Origin of the sequence: Lapillicoccus sp. (assembly GCF_036559105.1) — a bacterium.
Lineage (GTDB): Bacteria > Actinomycetota > Actinomycetes > Actinomycetales > Dermatophilaceae > Lapillicoccus.
This window is the reverse complement of record NZ_DATBTV010000070.1, coordinates 20,890-33,564: the sequence shown is the minus strand read 5'-3', so window position 1 is coordinate 33,564 and position 12,675 is coordinate 20,890. Positions and strand designations below refer to the sequence as shown.

Annotated in this window: 11 protein-coding genes and 2 rRNA genes; all 13 read left to right on the top strand. The window is 72.5% G+C overall.

What is annotated here, in order from left to right; all coding sequences use genetic code 11:
* Positions 1-343: ribosomal RNA gene (locus tag VIG79_RS09330) — 23S ribosomal RNA — on the top strand; the annotation flags it as partial.
* 97 nt (positions 344-440) lie between these two features.
* Positions 441-557 (top strand): 5S ribosomal RNA (gene rrf, locus VIG79_RS09325).
* Between the two features lie 208 nt (positions 558-765).
* Positions 766-1,608 carry a hypothetical protein gene (locus VIG79_RS09320; protein WP_331884879.1) on the top strand — a complete coding sequence of 281 codons (843 nt, stop codon included), beginning with the start codon at positions 766-768 and terminating at the stop codon, positions 1,606-1,608.
* On the top strand, positions 1,601-2,611 hold the full coding sequence (locus VIG79_RS09315; protein ID WP_331884877.1) for an HAD-IIA family hydrolase: 1,011 nt from the start codon (positions 1,601-1,603) through the stop codon (positions 2,609-2,611). The genes VIG79_RS09320 and VIG79_RS09315 overlap by 8 nt, the downstream gene beginning before the upstream one ends.
* Before the next feature lie 69 nt (positions 2,612-2,680).
* On the top strand, positions 2,681-3,781 hold the full coding sequence (locus tag VIG79_RS09310; protein WP_331884875.1) for a hypothetical protein: 1,101 nt from the start codon (positions 2,681-2,683) through the stop codon (positions 3,779-3,781).
* The gene (locus VIG79_RS09305; protein WP_331884873.1) at positions 3,778-3,996 is read left to right on the top strand and encodes a hypothetical protein; all 219 of its coding nucleotides are present in this window, start codon (positions 3,778-3,780) and stop codon (positions 3,994-3,996) included. Before VIG79_RS09310 ends, VIG79_RS09305 begins: the two co-directional genes overlap by 4 nt.
* Positions 3,989-4,819, top strand: coding sequence for a TlyA family RNA methyltransferase (locus VIG79_RS09300; protein ID WP_331884871.1), 831 nt, complete (start codon positions 3,989-3,991; stop codon positions 4,817-4,819). Before VIG79_RS09305 ends, VIG79_RS09300 begins: the two co-directional genes overlap by 8 nt.
* A 10-nt stretch (positions 4,820-4,829) precedes the next feature.
* Positions 4,830-5,732, top strand: a complete 903-nt coding sequence (locus VIG79_RS09295; protein WP_331884869.1) for an NAD kinase — start codon at positions 4,830-4,832, stop codon at positions 5,730-5,732.
* A 29-nt stretch (positions 5,733-5,761) separates the two neighbouring features.
* Positions 5,762-7,513: a DNA repair protein RecN gene (gene recN / locus VIG79_RS09290; RefSeq protein WP_331884867.1), complete on the top strand. Its 1,752-nt coding sequence runs from the start codon at positions 5,762-5,764 to the stop codon at positions 7,511-7,513.
* 99 nt (positions 7,514-7,612) lie between these two features.
* The gene (locus VIG79_RS09285; protein WP_331884865.1) at positions 7,613-9,391 is read left to right on the top strand and encodes a lipid II flippase MurJ; all 1,779 of its coding nucleotides are present in this window, start codon (positions 7,613-7,615) and stop codon (positions 9,389-9,391) included.
* 32 nt (positions 9,392-9,423) lie between these two features.
* Positions 9,424-11,181 (top strand): CTP synthase, encoded by a 1,758-nt coding sequence (locus tag VIG79_RS09280; protein WP_414672610.1) that lies wholly within the window; start codon positions 9,424-9,426, stop codon positions 11,179-11,181.
* Between the two features lie 5 nt (positions 11,182-11,186).
* Positions 11,187-11,840 carry an NUDIX hydrolase gene (locus tag VIG79_RS09275; protein WP_331884861.1) on the top strand — a complete coding sequence of 218 codons (654 nt, stop codon included), beginning with the start codon at positions 11,187-11,189 and terminating at the stop codon, positions 11,838-11,840.
* Positions 11,827-12,573 (top strand): glycosyltransferase, encoded by a 747-nt coding sequence (locus VIG79_RS09270; RefSeq protein ID WP_331884859.1) that lies wholly within the window; start codon positions 11,827-11,829, stop codon positions 12,571-12,573. The genes VIG79_RS09275 and VIG79_RS09270 overlap by 14 nt, the downstream gene beginning before the upstream one ends.
* Positions 12,574-12,675: the final 102 nt, after the last annotated feature.

Below are 12,675 nucleotides of genomic sequence, written 5' to 3'. Positions count from 1 at the left end.
CCCATTAAAGCGGTACGCGAGCTGGGTTTAGAACGTCGTGAGACAGTTCGGTCCCTATCCGCTGTGCGCGTAGGAAACTTGAGAAAGGCTGTCCCTAGTACGAGAGGACCGGGATGGACGAACCTCTGGTGTGTCAGTTGTCCTGCCAAGGGCACCGCTGATTAGCTACGTTCGGAAGTGATAACCGCTGAAAGCATCTCAGCGGGAAGCACGTTTCAAGATGAGGTTTCCATGGGGTTTACCCCGAGAGGCTCCCAGCCAGACGACTGGGTTGATAGGCCGGATGTGGAAGTGCAGTAATGCATGAAGCTGACCGGTACTAATAAGCCGATAACTTGACTACATCATAATCTTTCTGATGTTCGCGTCCACTGTGTTGTTCCCGAGATACGGTCGGTGAACGACGGTGCTGTCCAACAGCACACATATCTCCATAGAGTTTCGGCTGTCATAGCGAAGGGGAAACGCCCGGCTCCATTCCGAACCCGGAAGCTAAGCCCTTCAGCGCCGATGGTACTGCACTGGTGACGGTGTGGGAGAGTAGGACGCAGCCGGACATACTTTCATCAGCGCCCCGCCTGAATTCACAAATTCGGGCGGGGCGCTTTGTCATGCCCAGCGTCCGTGCGCCATCTCGCATTGGGGCCGACTAAGGTTTGCGTCATGAGCCCCCAGGACCGGTCCGCCGGCCGGCCCGACCGCCGCGCGCCCCGTCAGGACGGCCCGCGCCGTACGGGTCCCCCACGCAGTGGAGGGAATGCGGGAATGCCCCCCCGTGGTGGCGCCGGGCGCCCGGCGGAGGCCGAGCGCGGCAGTGGCCAACGGCTCACGCCCAAGAGTCCTCGCAGGCCGGAGCCCGCGATCGCCGACGGGATCACCGGCAAGGAGCTCGACCGGTCCGTCTGGACCCAGCTGCGGACGTTGAGCAAGGAGAACGCCGAGGGGGTCGCGCAGCACCTCGTCATGGCGGGCCTGCTGCTCGACACCGACCTCGAGGGTGCGCAGGCGCACGCCGAGACCGCGGTGCGCCGGGCCGGACGGGTTCCGGCGGCTCGTGAGGCCCTCGGGCTGGTCGCCTACCGCCAGGGGGACTGGGCCAAGGCCCTCGCGGAGTTCCGGACCGTCCGACGGCTCTCCGGCTCCTCGCACCTGCTGCCGCTGATGGTCGACGCCGAGCGGGCACTCGGCCGGCCGGACCGGGCCCTCGAGCTCGCCTCCACCCCCGAGGCCCGGACCCTGGCCCGCGACGAGAAGGTCGAGCTGGCCATCGTCGTCTCCGGGATCCGGCGGGACCAGGGCCAGCTCGACGCCGCGGCCGCCGGCCTCAAGCTCCCCGAGCTCGACCCGCGCCGCCGCAAGGCGTGGAGCGCGCGGCTGTTCTACGCCTACGCCGAGGCGCTGCTGGCCCTCGGCGACCGCGCCGGCGCGCGCGAGTGGTTCGGCTATGCGGTTGACGCGGACGAGGCGCTCGAGACGGACGCGGCCGAGCGGGTCGACGAGCTCGACGGCGTCGAGCAGGTCGACCTCCTCCATGTTCTCGATGATCACGATGATCACGATGATCACGATGATGACGAGGACGGCGACGAGACCGGCGCGCGTGCCTGAGACCCTGGCCGAGCGCTACGCCGGGGTGGTCTGCGACCTCGACGGCGTCGTCCGCCGAGGCGCCCAGGCCGTTCCGTACGCGGTCGATCGGCTGCTCGCGCTACGGGTACCGATCGTCTACGCCACCAACAACGCCTCCCTGACGCCGCAGGATGTCGCGAACCAGCTCCTCGGCCTCGGGCTCCGGGTTGGTCCGACGAACGTCGTCACCAGCTCCCAGGCCGGCGCCGCGTACGTCGCCTCGCTCTTCCCACCGGACTCTCCGGTGCTGGCGGTCGGCGGCCCCGGCGTGGCCGCGGCGCTCGCCGAAGCGGGCCTGCGGCCGGTCGACCAGGCCGAACCAGGAGTGGTCGCCGTACTGCAGGGCTACGGCGCCGACGTCACGGCGGCGCTCCTCGCCGAGGCCAGCTACGCCATCGAGGACGGCGCCACGTGGGTGGCCACGAACCGCGACGCGACGCTGCCGACCCACAGGGGCATCGCCCCGGGTAACGGAGCCCTGATCGGCGCCGTCGCGGTGGCGACCGGGGTGCAGCCGAGCGCCGCCACCGGAAAGCCGGAAGCGCCGCTCTACCACCTCTCGGTGACCCGCCTCGGCGTCCCGAAGACCGACGTGCTGGCCATCGGCGACCGGCTCGACACCGACATCCTCGGCGCGATGAACGCCGGCCTCGACTCGCTGTGGGTCCTCACCGGCGTCGACGACCTCGTGTCGTTCGCCCGGTCGGCCGGACGACCGGTGCCGACGTATGCGGCGCGAGACCTCCGGGCACTGGACCGCCCACCGATGGTGCCCTCGGTCCGGGGCCAGACCCTGCGGTGCGGGTCGGTGAGCCTGTCGGTCGACTGGGCCAGCGGTGTCCTTCGGGTCACCGATGGCGACGACCCGGATGCCCTCGTCGCGGCGACCACCGCGGCTCTGGTGCACGGCCGCGATGTGGCGGGCGCCTCCGTGGACGCGCTCGTGCGGCTGGCCGAGACCGCGGCGGCCCGGCTGGGCTGAGCTTCCGACCAGCCTTCGGCGCGGTAGGGCAGTAGCGTGGACCGGCAAGAGCGTCGGCACCGGCGACGCGTGGCGAAGGAGACACAGGTCATGGCGATGGACGGGCTTCGCGGCTACCTACTGCTCGCTTCCGGCCTGGCGGACATGTCGATGGCCAAGGCCACCGAAGCAGCGTCCGCACTGCTGTCGCTCTCCAGCGGGCTGACGGGCGGTCGGTCGAGCAGCACCGTCCAGCTGCAGGTCCAGGATCTGGCCGAGGAGCTGCTCGCCGCCGCCGCCGCCAACCGGCGCAGCCTTATCGCGCTCGTGCGCAACGAGGTCGAGCGTGCCGTGGCCCGGTCGCCGATCCCACCGGACGAGCTCAATCGGGCGCGAGCCGCGGTCGCGAAGCTCTCGGCCGACGTCGAAGCGCTGCAGGCCCAGATCCTCACCAACCCGGCCGTCGGCGAGGTTGCCGGGAAGCTTGGTCTGGCGGGCCACACGGTGAGTCGGCCGGCCGACGAGGGTGTCGTCGTCGACGCCGCTTTCACCAGCCCGGTCGACGAGCCGGTCCCCGCCGCGCCCCGCCGACGCCCGCCGCGCAAGCAGATCGCCGACCGGGCGTCGACCCGTCCGGTCGCCACCGAAGCCGGTGACGGCGGGGCCGAGCGTCCGACCAAGTCCTTCGCCGCCCCCACCGAGCCGGCCGTCACCACGACCACGACGGCGCCCGCGAAGACGGCCGCGACTACGGGGGGGGCACCGGCGAAGAAGGCGGCGACCAACAAGGCGGCGACCAACAAGGCGGCGACCAACAAGGCGGCGACCAAGAGGGCGGCGCCGGCCAAGAAGGCTGCTACGACCACAGTGGCGCCGACCACAACGGCACCAGCAAAGAAGGCTGCGACCAAGAAGGCTGCCACCGAGAAGGCCGCCACCAAGAAGGCCGCTCCGGCGAAGAACGCGGCGACCACCACAACGGCCAGGCCGGCCAAGAAGGCGGCGAAGAGGACGACCTCAACGGCGGCCGCTCCGGCGCGTCCGTCCGGCGCGGTGACCACGAAGAAGGCGCCCACGGCGACGTCCGCCGCCACGAGGTCTCCAGCGAAGAAGTCCGCCGCCAAGAAGTCCGCCGCCAAGAAGTCCGCAGCGAGGCCCGCCACGACGCCCGCCACGGGGAGCGGTGCATGACGGCCGGTATCGACGAGTCGGGGGAGTGGCCGCAACAGTCGGATCCCCACCCCACGGTCGAGGCGGCACCCCACACCGGAGACGCCCAGGTCGACGCGGCGCTGGGGCGGCTCCACGACAGTGCCGAGTCCGGGTCCCTCGACGAGCAGGCCGACGCCGGCGAGGCGGCGCACCGAGCGTTGCAGGACCGGCTGGCCGACCTCGGCGGTGACTGACCCGGGCGACCGCGGTCAGCGGGTCGGCAAGGCCCGCCTCGACGCCGAGCTGGTGCGGCGCGGCCTGGTCCGCAGCCGAGCCCAGGCCCGACAGCTGGTGACCCGCGGGGTTGTCCTCGTCGACGGTGCGACAGCGACCAAGCCGAGCACCCCGATCAGCGCGGCGAACGCGATCGTCCTCGCCGAGGAACCCGACCGGTGGGTGGGACGGGCCGCATACAAGCTGCTGGAGGCTCTGCGGCTGTTCGGGGAGGCCGGCCTTACGGTCGTCGGCAAGCGCTGCCTGGACGTGGGGGCGAGTACCGGCGGGTTCACCCAGGTGCTGTTGGAGGCCGGCGCGGCGCACGTGACCGCGCTCGACGTCGGCCACGACCAGCTGGTCCCGGAGGTCGCCGAGGACGCCAGGGTCGAGGAGCGCTCCGGGCTCAACATCCGCGAGGTGCGGCCCGGCGACCTCGGTCACGACTTCGACGTCGTCGTTGCCGACCTCAGCTTCATCTCGTTGCGGCTGGTCCTCGACGTCGTCGCCTCGGTGATGACGCCGGCCGCGGACGCGGTGCTCCTGGTCAAGCCCCAGTTCGAGGTCGGGCGGGAGCGGCTGGCCCGGACCGGTGTCGTCACGTCGCCCCATGAGCACGAGCGGGTGCTCCTGGACGTCCTCGAGGCGGCCCGGACCGCCGGCCTCCACCCGTGGGGGCTCGAACCAAGTCCCATCCGGGGCACGACGGGGAACCGGGAGTACTTACTCTGGGTGAGGACACGTCCCGGCGAACCGCTCGACGAGCGTTCCGTCGCCGCGGTGGTCCGCCGAAACGCCGAGTGACAGGAGCACCGTGACCCGCAGGATCCTGCTCGTGGCACACCCGACCCGACCCGAGGTCGTCGACATCGCCCGAGGCGTCGTCAAGCAGCTGCGCGCCGCCGACGTCGAGGTGGCGCTCGCCCCGGACGAGGCGCGGATGTTCGGCGCCATCGACATCGGACCGGTCGTCGAGGCCGACGCCGACGACCCGACCAAGGGCTGCGAGCTCGTGGTCGTCCTCGGCGGCGACGGAACCATCCTGCGCGGCGCCGAGCACTCGCGCGGCACCGGCGTGCCCCTCCTCGGGGTCAACCTCGGCCACGTCGGCTTCCTGGCCGAGGCCGAGCGTGAGGACGCGACGGCGACCGTCGACCACATCGTCAGCCGGGCCTACCAGGTCGAGGAGCGGATGACCCTCGCCGTGACGGTCCACCAGGAGGGCGCGAAGCCGTACCCGTGCTGGGCCCTCAACGAGGTCAGCGTCGAGAAGGCGGCTCGGGAGCGGATGCTCGAGGTGGCCGTCGAGATCGACGGCAAACCGTTGTCGGCCTTCGGCTGCGACGGGATCGTCGTCTCGACACCGACCGGGTCGACGGCCTATGCGTTCTCGCTGGGCGGTCCGGTGATCTGGCCGGACGTCGAAGCGATCCTCATGGTTCCCAATGCTGCTCACGCCCTCTTCTCCCGGCCGATCGTCGTGAGCCCGACCTCCCGGCTGGCCGTCGAGGTGATTCCCGAGGCCGAGGGCCACGGCATCATGTGGTGCGACGGACGCCGCCAGGTGGAGCTGCGTCCGGGCGCGCGGATCGAGGTGACCCGCAGCGACGTCCCGGTCCGACTCGCCCGGCTCAACGCGTCCCCGTTCACCGACCGGCTGGTGGCGAAGTTCGACCTCAGCGTCGCGGGGTGGCGCGGCAACGGTCGATCCCGCTGAGCGGTGTTCCTGCGCCATAGGCTGAGAACGTGTTCGAGGAGGTCCGGATCCAGGGCGTCGGGGTCATCGACGACGCCGTCCTCGAGCTGAGCCCGGGCCTCAACGTCGTCACCGGCGAGACCGGCGCGGGCAAGACGATGGTCGTCTCGGGGCTGGGTCTGCTGCTCGGTATGCGCGCGGACTCGGGACTGGTCCGCTCCGGCCGCAGGTCGGCCGTGGTCGAGGGCGTCGTCCGGGTCCCGGAGGGGCACGCGGCGCTGGCCCGTGCCGAGGAGGCCGGCGCGGACGTCAGCGAGGGACTGCTGCTCGCGCGGACGGTCGGGGTGGACGGACGGTCGCGGGCGCACGTCGGCGGTCGCAGCACTCCGGTGGGGGTCCTCACCGAGATCGGCGAGACACTCGTCGCGGTCCACGGACAGGCCGACCAGTGGCGGCTCCGGCAGGGCGACCAGCACCGCGAGGTGCTCGACGGGTTCGGCGGGGAGTCCGTGGCCGCCGCACTGCACGCATACCGGGAGGCCTTCGACGCCCTGTCCCGCGCGAGTGCCGAGCGTGACCGACTGCGGCAGGTGGCCCACGAACGCGCCCGAGAGATCGACGTGCTCCAGGCGGGCCTCGAACGCATCGAGGCGCTCGACCCGCAGCCGGGCGAGGACGTCGCCCTCCGCGCCGAGGACGAGCGGCTCGCCCACGCGGACGGCCTGCGACTGGCGGCGGCGCAGGCCCACGCCTACCTCGTCGGCGACGAGGGGTATGCGTCGGACGACGCCGCGCCGGTGGCCGACGCGCTGTCCGCCGCGCGGACCGCGCTGTCTCCGGTGACCGACCACGACGCGGCCCTGCGTGAGCTGGAGGGCCGTGTCGCCGAGCTGGCCTACCTCGCCACCGACCTGGCGGCCGACCTGTCGTCCTACCTCGCCGATGTCGACGTCGACCCCGCCCGCCTGGCCGAGGTTCAACAACGACGCGCCGACCTCGCGGGCCTGACCCGTCGCTACGGCGACTCCGTGGACGACGTCCTGGCTTGGGGCAAGGACGCAGCCGCGACGTTGACCGACCTGCTCGGGGCCGACGACCGTGTGCACGAGCTGGATGTCGAGACCGCCCGGCTGCGGCGCGAGCTGGCCGGCCTCGCCGCCGCGCTGAGCGCGGTCCGGCAGTCGGCGGCCGACGACTTCGGGCGGCGCGTCACCGGCGAGCTGGCGCACCTGGCGATGGGCGGCGCCGTCGTGACCGTGGCGGTCTCCTCGCGGGACGACCCCGACGGCCTGGAGGTCGGCGACCGGTCACTGCGCTGGACCCGGTCGGGCGTGGACGACGTCGAGATCCTCCTCGCCTCCGGTCCGGGGAACCCCGCCCGCACGGTGGCCAAGGCCGCCTCCGGCGGCGAGCTGTCCCGGGTCATGCTGGCCATCGAGGTGGTCGGCCGGACCGCCGCGGTACCGACGTTCGTCTTCGACGAGGTCGACGCCGGAGTCGGTGGCCGGGCCGCCATGGACGTCGGCGCTCGTCTGGCGATGCTGGCCGGGCAGGCGCAGGTCGTCGTCGTCACGCACCTCGCCCAGGTCGCGGCCTTCGCGGACCGCCACCTCGTGGTGCGCAAGAGCGACGACGGCGTGGTGACGTCCAGCAACGTGGCGGTTCTCGACGGCGACGAACGGCTCCAGGAGCTGTCCCGGATGATGGGCGGCGATGCGACGTCCGCCGCGGGTCTGGAGCACGCGCGCGAGCTGCTCGACCAGGCGGCGGCCCTGCGGCGCGCCCCGCGCAGCGGGCGCTGACCCGGGCGCTGACCCGGGAGCTGACCGGCCCTGACCCTGCGGTGGACTCGCTCTGAGCCCGCAACGACGGGTCCGTCACGCATGGCACGATGGACGGCGATGTCGTCGAGCTCAGTGCGACCACCGGTGGTTCCCGAGCGGACTGCTTCCGCGCTCGGGGCTGCCGTCGTGGCGTGGGGTCTGCTGCTGGCCGTGGTGACCTTCGCGCGCTGGCCGACCCTGTCGTGGTCGGTCGGGGCGACCTGTCTGGGGACGGTCTACCAGGCGGTGAACGCGGTCCCGACGGTCCTGTTCGACCTGGCGGCGGGCGGTGCATTGGCGTCGGTGAGCCTCCCGATGCTCGTCGGCGCGCTGGGGCGCGGCCGACCGCGGGACGTCGCCCGGCTCGGCTCCGCCGTGCTGACCTGGACCGTCGTGGTCCTGGGGGTGTGCTCGGTAGCCGTGGGCCTCGCGGCCTCCCCGCTGGCCGGCCTCCTGGTGGGCGGGAGCGCGTGCACGGGCGCGGTGGACGTGGCTGCCGACCTGCTGCGGTGGTTCGCGCCCCAGCTGGTGCTGCTGGGGGCCGGGGTGGTCCTCGGGGGGATCCTGCGGGCCCATGGACGTCCCCTCGCGGCGGTGGCGGGCGCGGCGCTGGGCTCACTGGTCGTCGTCGGGAGCCTCGTGTGGTTCCACCGGTTGGCGACGGTCAGCGACGCCATCGGCGTCCCGGAGGGACATCTGGCGGTGCTCGCCGGTGGGACGACCCTGGCGGCGCTGGTGGTCGCCGCGGTTCCCGCGGTCCACCTCTGGCGCACAGGGGTCGCACTGCGCCCCACGCTCCGGGCGCCGGTCGCGCTCGCCGCCGAGACCCGTGGAGTGGCGCAGGCCCTGGTGCTCACCGCCCTCGGGCTGGTCTTCGCCACGGTGGTGGCGGTGGTAGTGACCTTCCGGTCCGGAGTGGGGGTGCTGCCCGTCCTGGCATACCTCCAGGGCGTGCTCCTGGTCCCGTATGCGGCGTTGCTGCTTCCCGTGGTGGCGGACGCACTGCCCCGGCTCGCCGGGGTGCCCACGGCCCCGGCCGACCCGGCGGTTAAGGCCGACCCGGCGGTTAAGGCCGACCCGGCGGTTCCGGCCGGCTCGGAGGCCCACGTCGACCCGCAGGCCCACGTCGACCGGGAGGCGACGACGGTGCTCACCCGCTCGGCGCGGCACCGTGAGGCACCGTCGGTCGGCGCGCTGGCCGGGCGGGCTCGCGCGGCAACCGCCGTGGGAGCGGTGGCCGCGTCGGCCGTGGCGGCAGCCGCGATCCCTGTCGGCGGTTTCTTCAGCGCGCTCGACGCCGCGCGGGAGACCACCCAGGGCCGCGCGGCGCTCGACGCGTTGGCTCCGGGGCTCTGGGCGGGCGCGCCCACCCTGCTGCTGCTGGGCCTCGTCGGCGTGCTCTGCGCCGCCCTCTACGTGCGGGGCCGGCCGTTCGTCGCCGGAGGAGCCGTCGCGGCCGCGTGGCTGATCGCCGGAGGGGTGACGCTCGTGGCGGTCATGCCCGGCGCGACCCCCACTCGGACGCTCGTGGTCCTCGGTGTCGCCCCCGTTCTGGGGCTGACGCTGGCCACCCTGGACCTGCTGGCGGCGACCTCCCGGGCGTGGGGACCCGGGGCCCTGGCCGGGCTGGGTCGGACCCTGTCGGTCGGCGTCCTGGCGGCGGCGGCGGGCGCTGCTGCGGGGATCCTCGTCGGCCGCTGGTGGCTCGTCGAGGGGCCGTGGGTGAACGCCGGGGTCGCCGTGGCGCTCGCGGTCCTGGGAGCCGCCGTGACCGGGGGCGTTCTCGTCGTCGCCGACCGCGGCACCGCCGGGCAGCTGTGGGGCCTCGTCCGGCCGGCCGGGCAGGGCGCCGAGTAGCCGCCACGGGTGAAGCCACGCCGTCGGGCCCGATGTGCCGGGCCCCACCGGCGCGTGACATAGACTGCAATCCCGTGGCGCAGCAGACCAAGCACATCTTTGTGACCGGAGGCGTCGCCTCCTCGCTCGGCAAGGGGCTCACGGCCAGCAGCCTGGGGCATCTTCTCCGGGCGCGCGGCCTGCGCGTGACCATGCAGAAGCTCGACCCGTACCTCAACGTCGACCCCGGAACGATGAACCCGTTCCAGCACGGCGAGGTGTTCGTCACCGACGACGGGGCGGAGACCGACCTCGACATCGGGCACTACGAGCGGTTCCTCGACGTCCATCTCCAGGGAAGCGCCAACGTCACGACCGGCCAGATCTACAACCGGGTGATCGCCCGCGAGCGGCGCGGCGAGTACCTCGGTGACACCGTCCAGGTCATCCCGCACATCACCAACGAGATCAAGGTGCGGATGCGGGCTACCGCGACCGGCGACAAGGACGCCCCGGACGTCATCATCACCGAGATCGGCGGCACCGTCGGCGACATCGAGTCGCTGCCGTTCCTCGAGGCGGCACGCCAGGTCCGGCACGACGTGGGCCGCGACAACGTCTTCTTCCTGCACGTCTCGCTGGTGCCCTACCTGGCCCCGAGCGGCGAGCTGAAGACCAAGCCGACGCAGCACTCGGTGGCCGCGCTGCGGCAGGTCGGTATCCAGCCCGACGGCCTGGTGCTGCGCGCCGACCGGGAGATCCCGGACGGGATCAAGCGCAAGATCTCGCTGATGTGCGACGTCGACACGGCCGCCGTCGCCGCCGCCGTCGACGCCCCGAGCATCTACGACATCCCGAAGGTCCTGCACCGGGAGGGTCTCGACGCCTACGTCATCCGCCGGCTGGGACTGCCGTTCCACGACGTGGACTGGCACGACTGGGACCGGATGCTCCTGCGGGTCCACGACCCCGAGCACGTCGTCGAGATCGCGTTGGTGGGCAAGTACATCGACCTGCCCGACGCATACCTCTCCGTCACCGAGGCCATGCGGGCCGGTGGGTTCCAGCACAACGCCAAGGTGCTCATCCGCTGGGTGGCCAGCGACGAGTGCCAGACGGACGTCGGCGCCCAGCGGGCGCTCGGCGGCGTCGACGCCGTCCTCGTCCCGGGCGGGTTCGGCGTGCGCGGCATCGAGGGCAAGGTCGGGGCGATCCGGTGGGCTCGCGAGCGTCAGGTGCCCACGCTCGGGATCTGCCTCGGCCTCCAGTGCATGGTGATCGAGTATGCGCGGAACGTCGCCGGCATCGACGGGGCCTCGTCGTCGGAGTTCGACCCGGAGACGCCGGCGCCGGTCATCGCGACGATGGAGGAGCAGAAGGCGTTCGTCGAGGGCGCCGGCGACCTCGGCGGCACGATGCGACTCGGGCTCTACCCCGCCAGTCTTGCCGAGGGCAGCATCATCGCCAAGGCCTACGGGGTGACCGAGGTCGAGGAGCGGCACCGCCACCGCTACGAGGTCAACAACTCGTACCGGGGCCGGCTCGAGGAGTCGGGCATGGTGTTCAGCGGCCTCTCGCCCGACCACGAGCTGGTCGAGTTCATCGAGCTCCCGTCCGACGTGCACCCGTACTTCGTTGCGACACAGGCACATCCGGAGTTCCTCTCGCGTCCGCACCGCGCTCATCCGCTCTTCGCCGGACTCGTCGAGGCCGCTCTGGACCGGCAGCGGGGCGAGCGCCTCGTCGAGGTCCCCCGCGGTACGTTCGCCGACGACTACGCGACCGCGGAGCCCGTCTCCGCCCACACGTGACCTAGGTGGACCTCCCGGTCGGGTCCTACGCGGACCTCTCCTCCGAGGTGGTCGACGCCAAGGTCCGGTCGTCGGAGGTCGTCGTCAAGGGCCGCATCTTCGACCTCCGCCGGGACGTGGTCGACCTCGGCGAGCACGGCGAGGTCACCCGCGAGTACCTCGACCATCCCGGCGCCGTCGTCATCGTGGCGCTGCGGGTGATCGACGGCGTCGACCACGTCGTGATGATCCGCCAGTACCGCCACCCGGTCCGCACCCGGGAGTGGGAGCTCCCAGCGGGCCTGCTCGACGTGCACGGCGAGGCGCCGGCGCTCAGCGCCGCCCGCGAGCTCGCCGAGGAGGTCGAGCTGACGGCCCAGCGCTGGGACGTCGTCATCGACTTCTTCGCCTCACCCGGCAGCACCTCGGAGACGTTGCGGGTGTTCCTCGCGCGCGACATCTCGACGCTCACCGACGCGACCTTCAAGCGCACCGGCGAGGAGGCGGGCATCACCGGGTTGTGGGTGCCGTTGGACGACGCCTACGCCGCGGTGCTCACCGGCCGGATCCACAACCCCGGAGCGGTCATCGGCCTGATGGCCACGTGGGGGTCGCGGCAGCGGGAGTGGTCGACGCTGAGATCGGCCGACGCACCCTGGCCCTGGTATGCCGGCGGCTGAGCCCGCGTCGTCGGTCCGGGTCAGCGTGTGCCTCGCGACGCACGACGGCGCCGAGTACGTCGGTCAGCAGGTCCGGTCGATCCTCGACCAGCTCGGCCCGACCGACGAGCTCGTGGTCGTCGACGACGCGAGCACCGACGACACCGTGAGCATCGTGGAGTCGTTCGGCGACCGACGGGTCACGATGCACCGGAACGACGCCAACCTCGGCTCCGTGCGGACCTTCGAGCGGGCGCTGGCGCTGGCGCGAGGCGCATACCTGCTCCTCGCCGACCAGGACGACGTCTGGGTGGCCGGCCGGCTGGAGGCGATGGTCGCGGCGCTCGGGTCCGACGGCGTCGTCGCGACGAGCGTGGGGGTGCTCGGAGACCCGCCGGGACCGCCGCGCTGGAGACTGCGGGCACGGGACTCGCACCGGTATGCCGCGAACGTCGCCGCGGTGCTCGTGGGGGTGCGCTGGTACTTCGGCTGCGCGATGGGCCTGCGGCGTGACGTGCTCCCGGTCGTTCTGCCGTTCCCGCCCTGGCTGACCGAGTCGCACGACCTGTGGATCGGCCTGGTCGGCAACGTGACGCGCGAGATGCGCCACCTCGAGGACCCCTCGGTGGAGCGGCGGCTGCACGGCTCGAACCAGACGCCTCTCGGCTGGCGCTCGCTGCCGACCATCCTGCGCGCTCGCGTCATGCTGGCCCGCTGCCTCGTCGAGGCCCGCCGCCGGCGCCTCCACGACTGACCGGACCAGCCCCGTCCCGCTCCACTGGCAGTCGAGCGGGTCCGCTGGGGTTGACCTGGCCCGCGCTGGACTGGCAGTCGAGCGGGTCGGCTGGGGCTGGGC

Excerpts from the sequence above, each read along its gene's own strand:
- VIG79_RS09280 (WP_414672610.1), top strand. The coding sequence starts at position 9,424 with ATGTGCCGGGCCCCACCGGCGCGTGACATAGACTGCAATCCCGTGGCG.
- VIG79_RS09270 (WP_331884859.1), top strand. The coding sequence starts at position 11,827 with ATGCCGGCGGCTGAGCCCGCGTCGTCGGTCCGGGTCAGCGTGTGCCTC.
- VIG79_RS09305 (WP_331884873.1), top strand. The coding sequence starts at position 3,778 with ATGACGGCCGGTATCGACGAGTCGGGGGAGTGGCCGCAACAGTCGGAT.
- VIG79_RS09320 (WP_331884879.1), top strand. The coding sequence starts at position 766 with ATGCCCCCCCGTGGTGGCGCCGGGCGCCCGGCGGAGGCCGAGCGCGGC.
- VIG79_RS09285 (WP_331884865.1), top strand. The coding sequence starts at position 7,613 with ATGTCGTCGAGCTCAGTGCGACCACCGGTGGTTCCCGAGCGGACTGCT.